Source organism: Candidatus Tumulicola sp. (assembly GCA_036490475.1).
Taxonomy (GTDB): Bacteria; Vulcanimicrobiota; Vulcanimicrobiia; order Vulcanimicrobiales; family Vulcanimicrobiaceae; genus Tumulicola.
Map to the genome: position 1 here is coordinate 695,321 of DASXDT010000006.1, position 19,033 is coordinate 714,353.

Here is a 19,033-nt window from a genome sequence, read left to right on the forward strand (position 1 = left end):
GTCGAAAGGACTAGCTCAGTAGCTAGCTAAAAGCAGCCACCAGACTACGCTACTACGGAAGCACATCCAAGGCAACAGGGCGCTTGATTGGAAGCAGCATGCTGTACCAACGACGCTTGCCGGGAAGAATGGAAGAGTATGATGGCCGATTACTACTCGATCAACGAAGGTCTTAAGCCCGTCAATGAACGGGTGTACCATAACAACGAAAACTGTCGCGCGGGCCGCGACATTCCGAAAAATGAACGAGAGGAAGGCAAAAACGGCTATCGGCTTTGCAAAGACTGTTAGCCCCTTCGTGGGGGCACCGCTCTCGATAGCGCGGTTGAACGCCGTATTGCTTCGACATTCGAGCTCGCGCTTTGTCAGTTTTATGGCGCGGTTAGCTAACGTGCTTCATGCGTGAACGATTCATCTACACCCTCATGAAGACAAAACAAAGCTTACTGAGCAATCCCTACTGTGGCGGATCAAAAAATCTGACGAACGCCGCAACTGAAGAATCCCAACAAAAAATCGACTTAAGTGTTTAATTTGCTAGATTAGGCGCTCGAGACTTGCGCAAAATATCGGAAGCCTTGACTCAAGGAAGCGCCTGAGAGTATTCTTACATCGAGCCAAACCTCTTTAGAGGTCGGGCTGCGAAGCCAACACATTGTGCTGCCTTCAACGCACTTTCGAAAGGATTCGATTATGTCTCCACAAGTACGATATCTGCTAAGTGGGGCCGCAGGATTTATTCTCGCGGCGTGTTCTTCGGGGAGCTTCACCGCAGGTCCGACGACTGCTGCTAGTTCTACGGTTCATGGATCCGTTGCGAAAAAGAACGCTAACGTGACTGTGTCTGCCCTGAATCTTGGTGGAAGCACCGCAACAGTAACCGTATATTCGAACGCCGGAGCTCGTCTGCTTCGGACGATTTCACTAGTTGCGGTCGATGATCTAACCAAGAAGCTGTTCAACATGACTGCCAGTAGTTCGGGCTTTCTCTATATCGAATTGCCGGCTGATCCCGGTCAAGTAAAGAGTCCAGGACTTTTAACGATCTACAAGGGCAAAGGCGCCAAGAAAATCGCCTCGATTGGCCTTTCGAGCAATTATTATTTACTCGTGGCCGATGCGGTCGGCAATGTGTACACGATGTGCAAAAACAGATTGATGTGCGAATATAACGCATCAGGTAAGTCCGTACGAAAAATTAATGTTGGAAAGTACGGATGGAACGGAGCCGAAGCGCTCGCAGTAGATAGTTCCGGTGATTTGGCCATTGTCTATAACGATGCGGCCATGGTCTTCCCGCCTGGAGCTACTAAACCGTCGTGGTCGATCGGATCTTCTCAAGGGATGGGAGGGAACATTTCTGCGACGTTCGACCCATCTGGAAACCTATACATTGCCGGTATAAATGACAAAGTGTTCGTGTTTGCCCCTAACGCTAGTTCACCGAGCTATGTGATCGAAGATGGAGTAGCCAACCCCTCGGAAGTAGTCTGCGACTCGTTGGGTAACCTGTACGTGCTTAACGGCTCTACGATTGCAAGGTATGCACAAGGTGAGAGTACGCCGGAGAGTACAATCGGCGTTGGGCCGAGCGCAGTGTCTATGGCTCTGGATGCCGCTGACAATCTCTATGTTGCCAACGAAGGCGGAAGCGGCAATACTGGGAGCGTTACGGTGTATGCGGCGGGATCAAATTCGCTTGTAAGGACCGTTACAAACGGAATTGAAGGTCCCGCTTCCGTCGGCGTTAGTCCATAGTTTAGCAGCGATTTAAGAACCTAAAGCTAAGGAGAACGTAAATTGACATCGATCCCTGCCAACGTGGACCTATCCGCGCTTGGCATCTATAACGTAAAAGATTTTGGAGCCGTAGGAGACGGCCTGACCGATGATTCGCCGGCTTTTCAGCTGGCCATTAATGCTGCATATGAAGCGGGAGGTGGCATCGTGTATGCTCCTTCGGCGTCGTATCTGCTCAATGGTGGTCCGATGTACACGCCGAGTGGAAATCTACCTGGAGACCCCACCGGCGTCACGTGCTCTGGCTTGGCTCCGATTCCGCCCGGGGTTGTTTATGCAGAGCTGGCCGGAACCAACTACATCGGACCGAACTGTCCTGCATCCTTCGGCAGGGGCGGAACGCTACCGGTTGACGTGCTGCCAAACGGACCACTTCTTTTGTTCGACAACGTCATTCTTTCAGGAGACGGTCCGGAACAAACGATCTTGTTGGCGGGCGAGCAGTTTTACGGAGGCTTGATGTTTAGCCCGACCGGTCCAACGGGTGAGCCATATGAAGATCTTGCGACTCCTCAAGTTGGCACGGTGATCGCTACGATGAATTGGTGGTCAAGCTATCTGGCCGACATGGACAATTTTCCCGACGGCTACTTTGCTAAGAAAGTGTACGTGCGCAATCTCTCCATTGATTGCCAAGGTAGCAAGGGCATCAACGCGGGTCTCCCAACTCAAGTGTTTCTGGAAGAGAGCGATTATCCCGTTGCCAATCCGGCGATTGCTCCTTCCGCTCAGCCACCGACCCCCGCTGGCGCGCTGTACGGCTCGTGCATTTCACTCCAAGACGCACTCGACTGTGGCGTCGATAACGTGTGGGTTTATAATGGAAACGTTAATGGCATAGTTTTGCTGGGCACGCAGAATCTGGATGCGCACGAATCGGGTCCCGTACCGATCTCGTACCAGCAAACGCTTGCTGGATATCCGAGTTTTGTCGCCTCACCCCCGCTCTCTCAGCAAAACGTGCCTACGATGAACGGATCGGTGGCGAACTGCAAGGTCGACATGAATTACCCGGTCTGGCTCGCTGGCAGTCGTACTAATCCTGGCGGAAGCGCTGGGCAATTACCGATAAGATCAGTCGGATTGAGCGGGGTTCTCATAGCACACAACAAAGTTGGTCAGCGCAACGTCCCATCCGATTTTCCTCCTCCCGAGGAAGGCTATAGTAACCCACCCGCTGCCGGTCCGGGCACAAACGACGCGTTAGATTGCCCGGGGAGCTGGCACATACTCGTTCATGGAAACACCCTTACAAACTGCGGGGATGGAGTGGGAGCCAATGGCAACGGCGACATGGTTGTTTCCAACAACGTCATGTACAACTTCGGATCCGTAGGCTTTAGCGCGGGTTCGGGAACCGGCAAGAGTGCAAGCCAGACAATTTTTACCGGTAACACGATCTTCCTAGGATCGGATTTTGGCTCCCCGCAATCAGCAATCCTCATTCTCGATCAAATCCCACCAGACCCCGCTCATGATGTTCCGGCAACCGCAACGCCAGGCTCGTTAGTCATCTCTAATAATGTCATTTACGGGCCCGGCTACAACAGTATGGTCGATCTGACTGTCGTAGGCGCTACCGTCATCGGAAATGTATTCGATTTCGGTTTCGGCGGTAGTGGGGGCACCCCCCCATATGGACAGCCAGGCTCAGCGGGTTGGGCGCTGCCTGGAGGTTATGGCGTACGAATCGTCGGCAATGACATCGTCATCGAGGGAAATATTTTTCGAAATGGATCCACGGTCGAGGGAACCGTGACCACCGGAATCTTTTTCCCGTCAGGATTCCCCTCGGTAACGCCCGCGCGGGTACTCATCAAGGGAAATATTTTCGACAATACGATAGGTCGGCCGATACTTGACAGCTCCTCTGGCCCCACGCATCTTCTCGGCGTCCGAATTTTGGACAATATCGGCATTAATCCAACCGAGACTCTGACGGCTGGGCTGACGCCTTTTCCGGCTTCAATGGCGACTTTTGAAAACCCATATCCTTACGATTGCTTTGTCAGCATCGCGGCAACAACCGGCGCAGTTTCAGCGGTAGCCCTCAACGGGGTTACCACAGGGGTAAAAGTCGCCACAAACGACCAAAAATCGTTCATTGTCAAGGCCGGCGGCAGTATTGCGGTAACCTACAACAACGTTCTACCGACGCCGACCTGGATTTGGGTCGGCCTATGATCAAGCTCGCACGTACACAAAATTGCTGCGTGCATGGGCTGTAACTTCGAAGTGACTTCGAGAGTTCTCTAATCAGTGGTCCGATTCGCCTCGAATCGGGCCACTGTTCTCTTTCCGACTTGTAAGCTGGCGATAACGACAAAATAGATGGCCGATGATCGAGCGAAGGGTTGCGCTTCCGGGGGGACGCGACATCACCACCCTAATGCTTTGTCCCGATCGGTGCCCAAACTCCCATCATCGGGGTTCGGCCGGACTCGCTATCCGTCGCCCGCGATCGCGCAGCAAGTGTCCTCGACGCCTGCGATGGCGTCGTTATTTCTGGCTGTCTTGAAGTGTTTCAGCACGATCTAGCAGTCGTTGCGGCTTAATTTCAAGTGCTCTTCCTATTGCGAAGAGCGTTTGCAACCGGGGAAACGTCTGGCCCGCCTCACTTTTCTGCAGATGCCGTAGCGAAAGGTTGGCTTCGTATGCCAAATCCTCTTGGGTTCTATGGGAGGCTCGGCGTCGTTCGGCAATCGCGCGTCCGAGCCCGAGCATGGATCGCCTTTTCGGACCATCTAATCATTGTTGGGGAAAGCCGCTCAACCAGCAACGTCTAGACAGACGCGGCATTAACACGCAGGTTAAATTGCCATCTTTACGTAGTAGGACCTCCAGAATAGTGCGGAGTCGCGGTGGTAGTATTCAGCGAATCATCAAGTCCAGGCGCTCGTGGCTTTTTCCGATGTCCAAATAGTGACCGTCGGCCGCTTAGCTTCCTGCGCGGCCCCCAATCCTCGAAGCCTGGGTAGAAACGGGGAAGACGCATCCATCCAGACAGCGCACGGAATTGTGTGAAAGTGAGCGAAGGAGACTCCAGTCGTCAGTATTCAGAAACCATCGATTGTGACTTCGACCGCCGCCGCGGCCGGCATCACTCGACGATCACTAGCGCGGAAGTGCCGGCGAAATGCTTGAGCGAGCGCGGAGTTCGTACGCGCCAGATAACCTCGCAATAAAACCGTAAAAAGGGCGATACAGATCCAGTTCTCCTATCTGGCGCATACGCGATATTTGAACACCGATGAGTGCGGTATCCGTGCGTCATCGATGATCGGTCAACATTCATGAAGCGACGCCGTCGCAAAACTGAAAAGCATGCTCCAAAGAGCGAGTCTGCTCAACGAACGGACATTGGGCCGATATACCGCGTGACGCGTGATGCGCGGGCGTTCGCGGCTTTGGCGGGAGATGCACAACATCTCTTCGTCAAAGATATCAATGGCAGCATGCGGTGCGTCACCCACGACAGACCAGCACCATCGTGCGTCCCTCCGTCTTCAGATCGTTGCGTGTGGAGTGACACTCTTGACGGTGGCCGTTACACTGTCGCGGTAACTCGCACGGCACCCTATAATGCGCTATTGACCGCAGTGCGAGATGGTCGTCTCATTTCTGAACGATGCGTGGGTCTCATGTACAACGCTGAGTTCAGCCCAGATTATGAAGACGTGCAGTCATGGCAAGCGTTAGGAATGCCCGCGGCTGACGCCGACTATCGACGACGAGGTGAAACCCCGCCGGTCTGAAAGGTTGGCATACTCTCGGTTAAGGATCGCCGCAATCGGAACCGAAGTCAAGCTACCGAAAAAGAGCTGCGATAAATTCTTCGGGATCAAGAACTGGCTTTATGATCAAGAAATTGTGTTCACGCCTGGTGCGCCTTTGAACCTAAACCAACCATACGCATTTCGCGTTGGCTCAGAGGAAAGTCCGGCGGCCCCTTCCAGGGACAACTCGAATGGCTCTATGCCTGCGTAACGAGCGACATCAGTAGGGAATAATCCAATCTCATCGCATAGATCAACGATCCAACTAGGCTCTAGGTTCTTCATCATGCAAAGCGCATTAGCGAACAGTCGAGGCACTTCAAAACTTATGTGCTCGTCGAGCGGCTCAACGGTGCGCCATCCTCGGCGATTCCAGTTGAGCCAAAGTCGTTTCGCGCTCTGAGCCTCTATCATTCCAAGGTTCTCCGCGCGACGGAGCATTGCAGCCACAGAGATTTTCCACTACGCCTTTGCGAGTTGCAGTGTTTGGCCGGAACTCACAATTTCAACTTCGGCTAGTTTCCCACCTCAGGTCACACCGACCACAAGTTTTCTAGGTTTCAGAGCAGCGCGTAACGGTAGGCTGTACCATGAACGCAACGACGTCCACCTATATCTGTCGAGCGCCGCGAACGATTATCACGGGAATCTATAGGTGTGGGCGTATTTTGCAACGTCCCGCTAGCTCGCACGGTGCATTTGGTGTTGGGAATGGACGGGAATTACGATAGAACTGTCTGGCAGGCAGAGACGATGAAACGATAGTCGCTAGAGCGCCGCATTCTTGTCGACTGGCAGTCGAATGGTCGGCGTCATTCCTATTTGCATACTCTGCGGGATGTACCGAACGCATTTTAGGCTTCAGTACCTGGCCGATCCGCAGATTGGGAACATCAAACCACATATCTTTGATCTCTCTGTCGACGCGTTGTACAGCAATGCCGATCGAAGCGTCGATGCTCAAAACCGAATTTGGTATGTCTGGTTGAGGGGGACGTACCGCGACACTAGGCGGCCGGTCAACGCAGAGATCGGCCGGCGGGTCTCGGGTTAGTAGTCCTCGGCATCGAGAATGGCATCCGGCGCGTTACCGGATTGGAAGGGCGGCGCTGTTATCGGAGTAAAAGCGCTTGGAGGGTCCTCGAAATTAAACGCATCCATCAAATCGTCCGAACGCATATCGGTGCCGTGCAGCGAACCCTTCTTGATACCGAATGTCTCCTCCGCGAAGGCTAGGATGCTCGCAAACTCATGTTGGCGATGCGAGACGTAGCCTTTCTTGGCGTAAGGCGAAACGATGACCAGCGGTACCCGGAAACCGAGCTCGTAGCGATTGTAGATTTTGGGCGGGATGTGATCGTACCAGCCGCCCCAATCGTCCCACGTGATAAAGATCGCAGTACTGCTCCAGTATTGGCTTTGCCCGACGGCGTTGACGACCGCGGCGACCCACGATGGACCCGCAGCACTTTTGCTTCCCGGGTGATCCGAATGCAAGTCGTCGGCTGGCATGACCCATGAGACTCCCGGCAGATTGCCGGTTGAGATGTCGGTGAGGATTGAGGCCGGCGGCGTAACGACGTTGGCGTAGTCCGAGCCGTACCGGATGTGTTTGATCGAGTCAAAGGCATGCCACCAACCGGGTCCGAGGTTGCGCTGATAGTATTTCCACGCGACGCCTTGCTCGTCCAAGAAATCGGTTAGCGAGGGCCGGTCGAAGCACGGGTACAGCGACGGACCTTGGATTGCGGCGTGTAGATTAATGGTATTGACGAGCATTTGTTCCGGGGCGTCGCAGCCGGCCGGGCCATTTCTACCGGTCTTGCGATAGTACGGTCCGCCCGCGATTTCGTCGACCGTTTGCGGCAGTGCGCGCGCGGTCGCGCTGACGATGTATTGGTGTGATGGATAGCTGCTGGATTGATCGGTTTCGAACATGTGATCCCCGAAGGCATATTCCGTTGCCATGTCCCAGTATGGTTGCGCCTCGCTCGCGGGAACGTAGGAATACGGACGCCATGCTAGTTTCACCGGTTCGACAAGATTAAATCCGTCTTGTTTGCCGTTGTGCCACTCCTTTAAGAACGTGTGGTGGTTATGCTCGATGTCCCATGGAGCAGCCAGAGACTGTGGCTGCAGCTGCACGGTCTGGCCGTGCGAATTGGGGCCGCTCTGCGCGATCGTCGCACCCTCGGCGATCAGCGCTGGCGATTGGAACAGATTATCGGGCGTGCGATTCTCTTGAAAAATGATGACGATGTGCTGGATGGGAGAGGTTCCCGTGAGTCCGGCTTTCGTGCGAGCATTCGCGGAGTCGTAGCCCACCGGCAACGACGCCGTTTGCGGTGCGGAGCATGAAGCGAATGCGACGATGGTTACGAACGGAATAAGGCGTAAATGTTTCATCAATTGCTCCCTTATTTGCCGACCATCGAGTGTCGACAGGTTCGCAGTCGAGCGGCTGGCCTCAGGTAACATTAACAGGAGGACAGCCTGATGACATCCCGCTCGACCAACTGCGCCCAGGTCAGCTGCAGGCAGTTGGCTGCAGGCCATGATTACGAGTTGTCAGCTGTGCCGCGCTTCGATCTTCCTATCGTGCGGCGCGAACTCTTCACGGTCTTCGGATGTGTCCGAGCCGTCCCGTTTCGGTTCTTCCCGTATTCGTGTGGGTTATCACTCCGAACGCGAGAGTGGTGACTTTAGGCATCATTCCGAATGAAGGAGGGTACAGCTGACCCATCGGAACCGAACGAAGATCGCATCTTCTCCAATCGAGAGCTTGCAAAAGTACGGCGGCGAGCTGATTAAGGCGCCTCCAGAAAAGGCACACACCCATCGACCTGAGATGCCGGCGACCTCTGAACAGCCCCGACCGCACAGGCGACCGTTACCATGAACAGCGAGTTGTCAGCGGCGGTTCCGTCTCCGTGACGGGAAGCTTGTGAGCACGTTGTCTTGGCCGAATGTTTTGACCCCAAATTGCGAGCGTGCGGACGGCGTGAGCCGCATACTAATCTTAGTCTTCGAAACGTTCAGCCGAAGGTTGCTAGGATATCGCGTTTGCTAAGTCCGATCAGCTTTTCGCCGTCGAAAACAAACAAGCGAGGAACTAGGTCCGATTAGGTTCGCTGCGAAACTTGCCGCAGTGATGCCCCGGTCGCGGCTCCTTGAAGCCCGACCGGATCATCCCGGGCGACGATTGGACGAACTCCATATGGCAGACGGTGCAATGACGCCCCGTTCCGATCGAAAAGGTGATTGCACCCTCAAAGCGAGTATTGCGAACCTTGATGAATAGTGATAAACGGCAACGTTTGCGATCGGTTCGGCTACGAATGCTCATCGCAACGTCGTGGCAGTTCGGCGTATCACGAGTTGGTTCGTGCGTGCAACGCAGGCCTGCCTTATCGATGATGCCATTGTGGCATCGCGCCGTCGCCAATAAGTAACTCGGGGAAAGCGGTCCCGTGAAGGACTGGGGGCTACGATCTCGGGTCGTCCATTTTTTTCGAACGTTGGGGCCAGGATTGATCACTGGAGCGGCGGACGACGATCCATCCGGGATCTCAACCTACTCAGTAACTGGTGCCACAACCGGCTACTCGCTGCTGTGGCTCACATTCATCTCGACGCCCATGATGGCGGTCATCCAAGGGATGTGCGCTCGGATCTCTATGGTCACGGGCGAGGGTCTCGCGACATTGATGCGCAAACGGTTGCCGTGTTCGCTCATGTATCCGCTTGCGGCATTGGTCATTGTCGCGAACACATTCAATATTGGCGCCGACATTGGCGGTATGGCTGCAGCGGCGAAATTACTAGTCCCAATACCAGTCGAAGTATGGGTGATATTCTTTGGCATTGCGTTGATCGCCGCACAGGTCTGGCTGTCCTACAACATGATCGCGTCGGTCTTTAAGTGGCTCACCGTCGTTCTCTTCGCGTATGTCATCACTGCGTTCGTCGCGCATCCACCGTGGGCGCAAGTTCTATCGGGATTCGTAATTCCGACCGTGCACTTTCAATCGCAGTGGCTGTCGACGATAGTTGCCATCCTCGGCACGACCATTACCCCGTACTTGTTTTTTTGGCAATCGGCGGAAATGGTGGAGGAAGAAAAGAAAGCTGGTCATGCGACCGTTGCATCGCGGAGGGGCACGGACGAACAATCGATTAAAGATGCGCACACCGATATCAACGCGGGTATGATCTATTCAAATATCGTGGCGGCCTTCATCATCGTTACCACGGCCGCAACGTTGGGTGCCCATGGCAAACACAACATTGCGACGGCGCAGGACGCAGCGGAAGCCCTACGTCCGCTGGCTGGTAATTTCGCTGCCCTGTTATTCACAATCGGGATGGTCGGGACCGGCGTTCTCGCCGTTCCGGTGTTGGCGACATCGTCGGCATACGTCGCGGCGGAGACGTTCAGATTCCGCGAGGGCTTAAGCGAGAAGCCGAGCCGGGCCAAGCATTTCTACGCCGTTATCGTCGCGGGGATTATTATCGGCGTCGTCATGGATCTGCTGAAGATCAATCCGATCAAGGCGCTCTTTTGGTCAGCGATTCTCAATGGTGTTGCCGCCGTGCCGCTAATTGCGGTCATTGTCTGGCTAGCATCGAATGAGTCCATCATGCGAGAGTGGCGCAGCTCGCGTGTCGCCGTTGCGTGGGGTTGGTTCAGCGTAACGCTGATGGGTGCTGCGACGTTAGGCATGTTCTACTTTATGGCCATTGGCGGATAGAATGCTTAAGCGGAGTGCTGTGAGGTCACAGTCGCTCGATGGCCGGTTGATCATGTTGACCTTCCGCAGTGTGATGGACACAGGCGTCGCGATGAATCTCGGCCACCAACCTGCCGTGCCAGACGAGGCCATTCCGTATAAGCGCTCGGATCTTACGGCCTTTTTATCCGATTTTGCGAACTGGCTGTCTGCAGGTCAACATCTGCAAGACCGTAAGATCTCGGACGAGTTCACAGATGATTGCTTTCCGGAGCTTAAGCGATGGAACGTAATGTTGTCGTCAGCCCTAATGGCGGAACGTTCTCAGGGCGTTTTCGAAGTGTTCTTGCCGCACGTGGGTCAGAGCGCAGGGCAGGTGCGAAGTTCCATTCAAGCGCGGATTTCGCGGAAGCAAGCAAAGGCGAGAGGTTAAGGTCTACATCGACCGCTTTGGTTGTTTATCGAAGTTGCAGATCGTGCGATTCGCGCGCCTCGCGCGCTCGAGGAGTTGTTTCAAGAAGGAAATCTCGGGATCGCTCCGTTCGAGCGGGTTGTCGTTATTCATCAGGATACGGCCCTTGACATACGACGCGCGTCTAAAACTCGAATGGACAGCGTATCTTTGCACCGCGAGCTACCCTTTTGGCCCGGGCTGCTGTAGGAGTGCACCCAAGAACAAGTAGAACCAGAAATTTGCCGAAGACCTATTCGAACCTAACTAAAGTTGACTATGGAGAGCAAAGATATGGCCAGAGTTGTCGTCCGTGTAGAATTGCACGGGGCTACTACCGAGGAACAGTACGCGCGGCTGCACGTGCAGATGGCTGCGGCGAAGTTTGCACGTAGAATAAGCGGCGGCGACGGCGCAATCTATCTGCTACCAACAGCTACGTACGTCAGCGATGCATTTGAAACAGTAAACGCCGCTCTTGATTCAGCGTGGAGCGCGGCAGCCGGCATAACCGCATCCTATGGGGTGATCGCGACGCAGGGCAGCAGTATGTGGACGGGTTTACCGAAGGTATAGCACTTTCGCACAGATATCAACTTATGCCACAGTAAAATGCGCCCTGCTCGTTGTGAAGCGGGTTCGAGGTTACCGTATTTTATGCTACGACTGATTTCCACCGGGTCAGTCGATGCGTCAACTTATGCCGCCGTATTCGATTCGACCGAGGATTTTGCGCACTTCGGAAAACCCTTGCTCCGTTGAAATCAGCCGCGCCGGAACGGCACCGCCTAACGCCAGATTCTCACGCCGTATCCACTTGAGCGCGCGCTTCCGATCGCCAATAGCTTTGCTGGCAGCCGCGATGATGCGCACCAGCGACAGAGCCTGTTTTGTTGATCGGTTGAAAGGCGCTCTTAGGTTCCCGACTCCCTAGGTTTTCCTCGGGTATTCCGAGCCAGTCGGAGATCTCGCTAGCGGTGGCATCGCGGCTGAGCAGAGTCTGTTTAAGCGCTTGAAACATCTGCGCCAATCCTACTGCTAAATCGTTAGCACCTCAACTCTGTCGCACGCCGCACGGGTACTAAGAGGAGGCGAGATTTCCTCGGCTCTAAGCGGAACTGGATATCTGTCGATACTTAGACAATCAAGCGATAGCTCGCTACCCGCAGTTTATCAAAAAAAAAGATCCGACTAACGCCTATGTCTCAAGAACTCCTTCTTTTTGTGATTATGTCGGGTAGCTGGCCACGGCCAGCCGGGGCCGACCGCGAACGTGTGCGTCGCAAGAAAGGGCGGCCTCGGGATCCGCAGAGGCGGCCACCGACAACAAAGCTCTCGACATCTTTTCGAGCGGGGGCGCCTATTGGATGAACGTCAACACCAGTCAGTACAGCGGACTACCCGGAATCAACGGCCCGCACCACTACGTCGTCACCTATGACGGGACGAGCGTGAAGCTCTACGTCGCTCTCGTCAACGTCGTTTCTGCAACCGCGACGGTGCCCACTCTATCGGAAACCGGATCTCTTCTGCGTTGGGCAAACGGAGCAAACTTGCAGACGAACACGCATCGGTTTGCGAAGCTCACGTCGTATAGCGCGGTGCTCACCAGCTCGCAGATGGCAGCCAACTACGGCGCCGGCAACGGTGTCTAGCAAGTGCCTATCGACGAAGCGACGTTTGCGAGGCGTTCCGGCTTCGCTGGCGCGTGCTTCGGATATGAGCCGACTCCAAAGGCTCGCGGAAGTGCGGAAAGCGCGCCAGAGGCCCGCAATACCCGAAGGGGCATCCCGGGCCGATCGAAACTTGGCGCGTGCTGCTTGGGGATCCGAAGTCGCTCGTCGAGGCGGAGCGGAGTTACCGAAAGCACATGCTCACGGTGCATCCGGATGTCGGCGGCGAGACGGCCTTTGCCGTAAGACTAAACGCGGCTATCGAGACCGCGCGGCGATATTGGGGAACGGGTTGAATGCCGGTCGGGCAAGCCGTCGAGCGGGATGTTATCGCGCGCAGTCCCTAGAAGCAGGAAGCGTGGTGAGTGAGCAAGGCCCAAGTGAGTGGCCCTCGTATGCGTCTCCGCCGATCCTCGAAGCCTCTTTTATAATAAAAATCCGGCCAATTTCGACCGAGCGATTCGCCTTGCTAGGACGAGTGGGCGAAATGCTCGGATCAAAATTTCCCAGAGCGGAACTCCTAACGGATTCCAAGCCGAAGTACCTTGAGGTGCCTTCGACGGTATATGGCATGGTCTACACATCGGAAGATGAAAGCGAAAGCGTTCAAGCTCGATCGGACGGATTCTATTTTAGTCGGCAGGCACCGTACGAGGGATGGCGCAAATTTTTGGAACACGCCCGGTCGGCCTGGGGCGCTTACAAAGAAGCCTTGTCCTCGCTTGCCATAGTCGAGGTGCAGGTGCGGTACGTTAATTCTATACCCTTTCCGTTGGGCGTGCCGTTGCATGAGCTGTTTAACACTCATCCCACTTACCCGGACCCTTCGCAACTTTTCGATGCCCTCACAATGTTCTACAGAGTTACGATACAAACTGAGCCGCGGACCGAGCTATCGGTGCTCATGACGAATCTACCGCGTGGCGAGCGGTACGGGTACATAATGCTCGACAACACGGTAAGCATGACCGTGACAAGTGAAAGCGAAGTTTGGGAGCAAATTCCGACGCTACGAAACATCAAAAACAGCGTTTTCGAATCGCAATTAAAGCCCATATTGAAAGATCAATTTGGACGTACCTTAAAAGAGGAAACACATGAGTGAGTATGCCGTACCGACGCTTGATTACAAGCTGAGCGGCGACGACCCCCTCCTTCTTGGCAAGCTGCAGGGTGGAACCGCCAACAAACAGGTGAATAAAACGCTTGAGGCAGTGTTGGCTGAACTCAGCAAGAGCATCGACTTCAACCGTCTTTACGCAAATATGGGGGAGCATGATCGCCGCCCTTATGCATTAAGGCCGATTACATTGACTGACGAAGAGGTTGCGGAACTTGATGACATCAAGAGGCGCCCTTCACCGTTAATCGGTCGGCATCTGCGTAGCATTCCCGACAAATAGGACTGGCGTATCTCTCTTAACTGACGGTCAACTTGGCTCTTAGCAAGACGCTCCTTGTCGAAGCGAATCTTAGCCTCGACGGGGTACGACTCTTTGATTGTGGGAGCTTGCCCCGCGATCGAAACGTAGCCAACTTTCTTCGCGATGAGGCCTTGCAGCAAATGAGAACTGACTCTGGCTTGCGTGTTTGGCTTTTCTGGAATGTAGATGAGCTCGTTGGCTTCGCCTCCTTGGGGCAAACCGAATGGAGCTATCCACGCCCGAACGGAAGCAAGAAAGTTGTCGTTCAAATTATCCCCAACCTAGCCGTTTCAGTAACTCACGGCAACCGCGGGTACGGCAGAGAAATTTTGCAAGGCGTCATCGTTGAGGCTTTGAGACGCCGAGATACCGTTTCGGAACTGCTTGGATTATTAGTGCATGTCGAAAATGCGCGAGCCATTCATATCTACGATACCGAAGGATTCGAGAATCACGGCAAGCCGAGTACTTATGATGGCGAGTCTTTCCAACGGATGATAATAACCCTACCTGCCGCTCACGAAGTGGTAGTGTCGTAGGTCTTGCAAATAATTTCGGTCGCTAGCGACACTTAGTAAAACTTCACGCTGTTAGACCGACTTAAGGCGCGGACGACCCGCTCCTATGATTATTCCGTTCGCTTTCAGTTCTGTCAGGGGATTCGATTCGGCATTGCTCAGATGACTGTCAGCAACGAGCTTCCGCATGCGATTTCGCGCGATCAACTGGATTGGCTCAAAGATCGTCAGACAGAGGGCTAGGCTCGCTTGCATTGAAGGGTATGGTAAGCACGATTAAGCGGCGCTTTGGGGTCAGGCTTCGCTGCTTGGTTTCGAACGTTCGCTTTGTCGCGGCTCCCTTACTTATAAATAGTGGGCTCTAGCCCAAGGAGCAGACATGACGAAATTAAGCGCGCGTGTATCGGTTCTAGTGGCAGCGGTCGTTCTAATCACCGCGTGCGGGGGAGCGGGATCTTCTTCGAGTTCGGGAGGATCGGCGTCAGCCGCGGTGCTCCCGGCGAGCGGTCACGCTCATCCCAACACAAGTTCGTTCACATGGGAAAGCCAGTCGTTCAGCTATACTTCAGCCGGTAATTATGCTCCAACGGTTAGCTGCCCCAGTGGTCAACATACCGCCGCTGGCGGATACCAGTTCGGAAGTTCCTACAGCCTAAGTTATGCCTATGTTTACGGCAGTTATCCCGTAATAGGACAGAATGAATGGCGAGTAAACGTCACGGATCTCAGTAATAGTGCCACAATCACCATCACGGTTTACGCTAGCTGTACTACCTCGTAACATAGCTTAGAGTCTGGAAAGGTGGTGGCTCTAGTCTCGCGCTTAGGGCCGCCGTCTCATTCGGTTCAACGCTGCGAATCGTACGGTAAAACCCGGATCTCGCCAAGCCGTGATAGGATTTGTCAAACACTCGGTCATTCAGCCAGATGCTAACCGGCATTCGTCTTGTCCGGATGACTGATGACGTTCCATCGCGCCACAAAGACTTCGTATGCCTTTGTTTTGATGTGAGGCGGAGATACAGCCTGGGCGTATGGTAGGGCGCCTGCAGCTAAGTCTCCCAACGTCATCATAAGATCTTCGTCGATCAGCTTTCGCTTCAGCAGCGCTACGGCTCGTATGTAATAGTTATTTACGATAATTGCGGCACTGACCGCTTTTGTAAGAGCGCCCTGATCCGACACATTCGATCGCTGACCGCTATAATAGTGTCCGACATCGGACTTAATGCTCGCGATCTTCTTGCTTTCCGCCAGCCTCATTAGGTGTTCCGAACACTCCGCAGCCGACCAAGTGATCCCCGAGACAGTCGTCTTTTCGTGGTACTGTCGCAGCATCGCGAACGCAAGATTTACTTGCTGCTGGCCGTTTGCTTGGGTCAGCGCAGCTTGATAGTTCGCTTGCTGTGAGGAATTCGACGTTCGAACCTCGTCGATCTGTTTCATCGCGGAACGCCAGGCCCAACGGCCGACTAAAACGACCGCGACGATCTGAGCAACGCCAACGATAACGAGCGCACCGCCGACGGCCACGGACCAATCCACATCGCACCACCAGCCTCCGCTACACATCTTTTATACGCATCCCCACTCGCCCGCTTCGTTCGCTCGCGGCCTTCTCACGGCATATCACACAGTGGCCGTCAGCGACGTGCATCGACACGATGTGCGGGCACTTCCCGGCGGGACACCGGTACGCGATCGATGCTGTCGGCCCGCTTCGACGAGCTCACCGCCTACCTGATCGCGTGGCCTTCCGCTTGCCTTTACGAATGGGGCGGCGTTTACTCGACCGGGCGCCGGCGCCGCGCTTGCGGCCGGGAGACGCGGCCACTGTGCCCGGATTGCAACGATGACGACCCTTCAGGACCCGGCGGCAGATACGGCACCGATGCTTTCTTTTGACTAACATCCCCATATTGTATCAGATCAGATTTTCACGTTTGCGCGTTTCGAAACAAGCGCTGCTAGACGCGTCTGAGCCGGCGCCGCTCGCCCGCGAGAATCTTGGCGGAGCCGCGGGCATCACCGCGCGGCAGAACACCAGCCAGACACCGACGCGGGTCCGTTCACCGTTTGCAGCTGGCGCGCTACGTTGGCGGTACTGTTTGGCACCCCGGTATGGGAGCTGCGCCGGGACTCGTTTACCCGACCTTCCCACCATCCCAGCGCCGAAAACTTCGCCTTAAGCTACTGCGATATCCAGACCAGGAAGCGCACAGGCCCAGTCACCCGGCTCTCTAGAGCGTGCCTTCTCCCGGCAAACGACGCAATGGCCGGCGACGTGCATCGAAGCCATGTGCTGGCACTTATCGCAGCGGGTTCGGACAATGCGATCGGCGCGCTTAGAAATGCTCACTCAATCTCGATGGACTTGGCCTGGATATACGGCGCGTGTGGCAGCATTGGGATCGCAGTGAGATAGTTCCTGAGAGATTTCTTGAAGTCTTCCTTGTCAGTCGCGCCGTATGCTTGTCGTGAGATAACCTCCAGCTTAATCGTCGCAGTGTACTTACTCATGGTCACGTCCTTTCTTGAGCAGCTACAACCGCATTATGATGGAAAACGGACGTCAGCGTAAGTATGAGCCAGCGGACTGTATGAACCAGTGGGCCGCTGGCAAGTGTCCGCACATCGCTCCTATGCCACGTCTGCCACGTCGCGGTTGGCGATTGCGTCGTGTGTAGAGAAAAGGCAAAGGCCAGTAAGCCGGGGGAGTGGGGGCGCGCGTTAGTTGCCATGTCATGTGGCCGCTGTTAGAGGCCTCTCCGCGCCTGGGCTGGAGACTAAGCCTTCCTTGAGATCTCCTCATGGGTGGACATGTCAGGGGGATCCCCTAGGCCTACCTCAAGGAAACCCTAGGGTGGGACCGCTCTTATCAAGGTAAACTTGCCATTTGCCTAGGTATACGATAAGGTCCACGATATGGATGCATCCGAATTCACGGCCCGTAAGACGGGCGACCTCGTTAAAATCACCGAGGGAGGATGCGCTTTTGTTCCGGACCTTTTACCGATTTCGGTTGAACTCTCCCATATGGTCAACTTGGAGCTCGAACAAGCTAGCTTGGAACTCGGGCGACTGGACGGACATGGCCAGAACCTTCCCGATCCGCAGTTGCTTATCGCGCCATTTCTTCGCAAGGAAGCGGTACTGTCGAGCCGGATCGAGGGTACCCAAACAACGTTTTCCGACTTGGTACTGTTCGAAGCGATGCAAATCCAGGAAGCTGTAAGAAGTCGCGACAATCGCGAAGTCTCGAATTATGTGAATGCTTTGTTGTACGGGTTGCAGCGGTGTAAAGAGTTACCGCTTGGCAAGCAACTACTATGTGAAATGCACCATCTACTGCTCAGGGGCATTGAAAAGGACGAGGCGCTGCTCGGATCCTTCCGAACCGCTCAAGTGCATATCGCTCCCGCAGGTGTGCCAATCCAGTTCGCGAGATTTGTTCCGCCGCCGCCGTATCAGATTCCGGCTCTATTCGATAATTTGCAGAATTATCTCGCGGCCCCGGACGACTTGCCCCTACTAGTTCGACTCGCGATCGTGCACTATCAGTTCGAGACCATTCACCCCTTCATGGACGGCAACGGTCGTCTCGGTCGATTATTAATTGTTTTGATGCTTTGCGCCGCTGGGCGGCTCGCCGCGCCGATGCTTTACCTAAGTGCTTACTTCGAACGCCGGCGCGGACAATATACCGATTTGCTGCTTAATGTCAGTAGGGAGGGACGTTGGGAGGAGTGGATTTTGTTCTTCTTGCGCGGCATCGCTACGCAGGCCAGAGATGCAGTCCAACGTGCGCGCCAGTTGCAAGCATTACGCAAAGATTACAACGAACGCCTCAAGGGAGCTACTGACGCTACGCATCGGCTTGTCGATGAACTTTTCAAGCTGCCAGTAATGACGAACAAGATAGCGGAACGTGCGACTGGATTTTCATGGCAGTCTGCGCGCGATACCGTCAAACGGCTGGAAAAAACAAAAATCATCATGCGCGTTAATAGCCAGGATAAGGAACACATCTACCTGGCGCCAGAAATTATCGCGATCGTTGATGCGGCGGAAGCCGTCCCTCCAGCGGTCCCAGTTCTAGAATCCTACGGGCCGCCGCAGCCCTTTGAGATCACACAAGACAGTTCCGAGGTTCACGTCATCGAGGCTGGTCGCTCAGCTTAACTGGGGTCCGTGGCCCACAATTGGCCCACGGACTTACGCAGACAATAAAAGCCTGGCTAGGACACGGACGCGGCGATCTCTTTAGATGTCGCCTTTTTCGTCCTCTGTAGTCACGTCGGGTCTACCAAAGGTATCGCTTTCGATTCCCGTTGGCGCTATCACGTAGTGCGCTGGTGTCGCTTCGACTCCCGCTGAGGTCAAAAGGAAAGACCCCAGTTCTTCGCTGATCTGCGTGCTATATCAGCCGAACAAAACAATTCTGCGTGCTTTATTCAGCCCGGAGGGCGCTCCTGACAAAGGCAACAATTAATTAAGCACCCAGAGTTGCTTCAGGATGTCGGCTATCATTCGCTAGAACACCGATTTCCAGTGAAGGTCTCAGCATCTAGGATGCCGCGCTAAGGCGGGGGTAGGATAAACACCAACGCTCCTTCACTTTGGGCAAGCCGACTCCACATCGCATCCGGCCAATTGCTCCG

The 19,033-nt window shown here is 54.7% G+C and carries 10 protein-coding genes; 8 read left to right on the top strand and 2 right to left on the bottom strand.

The window, feature by feature from the left end; all coding sequences use genetic code 11:
• The first annotated feature begins 834 nt into the window (after nt 1-834).
• Both VGF98_10865 and VGF98_10870 read left to right on the top strand, forming a co-directional pair.
• Entirely contained in the window at nt 835-1,758 is a 924-nt protein-coding gene (locus tag VGF98_10865) for a hypothetical protein (GenBank protein ID HEY1682128.1), read from the top strand.
• Nucleotides 1,759-1,821: 63 nt separating this feature from the next.
• Entirely contained in the window at nt 1,822-3,984 is a 2,163-nt protein-coding gene (locus VGF98_10870; protein ID HEY1682129.1) for a glycosyl hydrolase family 28-related protein, read from the top strand.
• 2,642 nt (nt 3,985-6,626) lie between these two features.
• Here the strand turns inward: VGF98_10870 and VGF98_10875 are convergent.
• Nucleotides 6,627-7,982: an alkaline phosphatase family protein gene (locus tag VGF98_10875; GenBank protein HEY1682130.1), complete on the bottom strand. Its 1,356-nt coding sequence runs from the start codon at nt 7,980-7,982 to the stop codon at nt 6,627-6,629.
• 1,064 nt (nt 7,983-9,046) lie between these two features.
• Between VGF98_10875 and VGF98_10880 the strand changes: the two genes are divergently transcribed.
• From VGF98_10880 to VGF98_10900, 5 genes are all read left to right on the top strand, one after another.
• Nucleotides 9,047-10,327, top strand: coding sequence for an Nramp family divalent metal transporter (locus VGF98_10880; protein ID HEY1682131.1), 1,281 nt, complete (start codon nt 9,047-9,049; stop codon nt 10,325-10,327).
• A 1,797-nt stretch (nt 10,328-12,124) separates the two neighbouring features.
• Nucleotides 12,125-12,412 (top strand): hypothetical protein, encoded by a 288-nt coding sequence (locus VGF98_10885; protein HEY1682132.1) that lies wholly within the window; start codon nt 12,125-12,127, stop codon nt 12,410-12,412.
• Between the two features lie 376 nt (nt 12,413-12,788).
• On the top strand, nt 12,789-13,535 hold the full coding sequence (locus tag VGF98_10890) for a TIGR04255 family protein (GenBank protein ID HEY1682133.1): 747 nt from the start codon (nt 12,789-12,791) through the stop codon (nt 13,533-13,535).
• Nucleotides 13,528-13,833, top strand: coding sequence for a hypothetical protein (locus VGF98_10895; protein HEY1682134.1), 306 nt, complete (start codon nt 13,528-13,530; stop codon nt 13,831-13,833). Before VGF98_10890 ends, VGF98_10895 begins: the two co-directional genes overlap by 8 nt.
• A gap of 107 nt (nt 13,834-13,940) precedes the next feature.
• Nucleotides 13,941-14,393 (top strand): GNAT family N-acetyltransferase, encoded by a 453-nt coding sequence (locus VGF98_10900; protein HEY1682135.1) that lies wholly within the window; start codon nt 13,941-13,943, stop codon nt 14,391-14,393.
• Nucleotides 14,394-15,302: 909 nt separating this feature from the next.
• Here VGF98_10900 and VGF98_10905 read toward each other — a convergent pair.
• On the bottom strand, nt 15,303-15,917 hold the full coding sequence (locus VGF98_10905; GenBank protein HEY1682136.1) for a hypothetical protein: 615 nt from the start codon (nt 15,915-15,917) through the stop codon (nt 15,303-15,305).
• A 1,380-nt stretch (nt 15,918-17,297) separates the two neighbouring features.
• Here VGF98_10905 and VGF98_10910 point away from each other — a divergent pair.
• The gene (locus VGF98_10910) at nt 17,298-18,554 is read left to right on the top strand and encodes a Fic family protein (protein ID HEY1682137.1); all 1,257 of its coding nucleotides are present in this window, start codon (nt 17,298-17,300) and stop codon (nt 18,552-18,554) included.
• Nucleotides 18,555-19,033 lie beyond the last annotated feature (479 nt).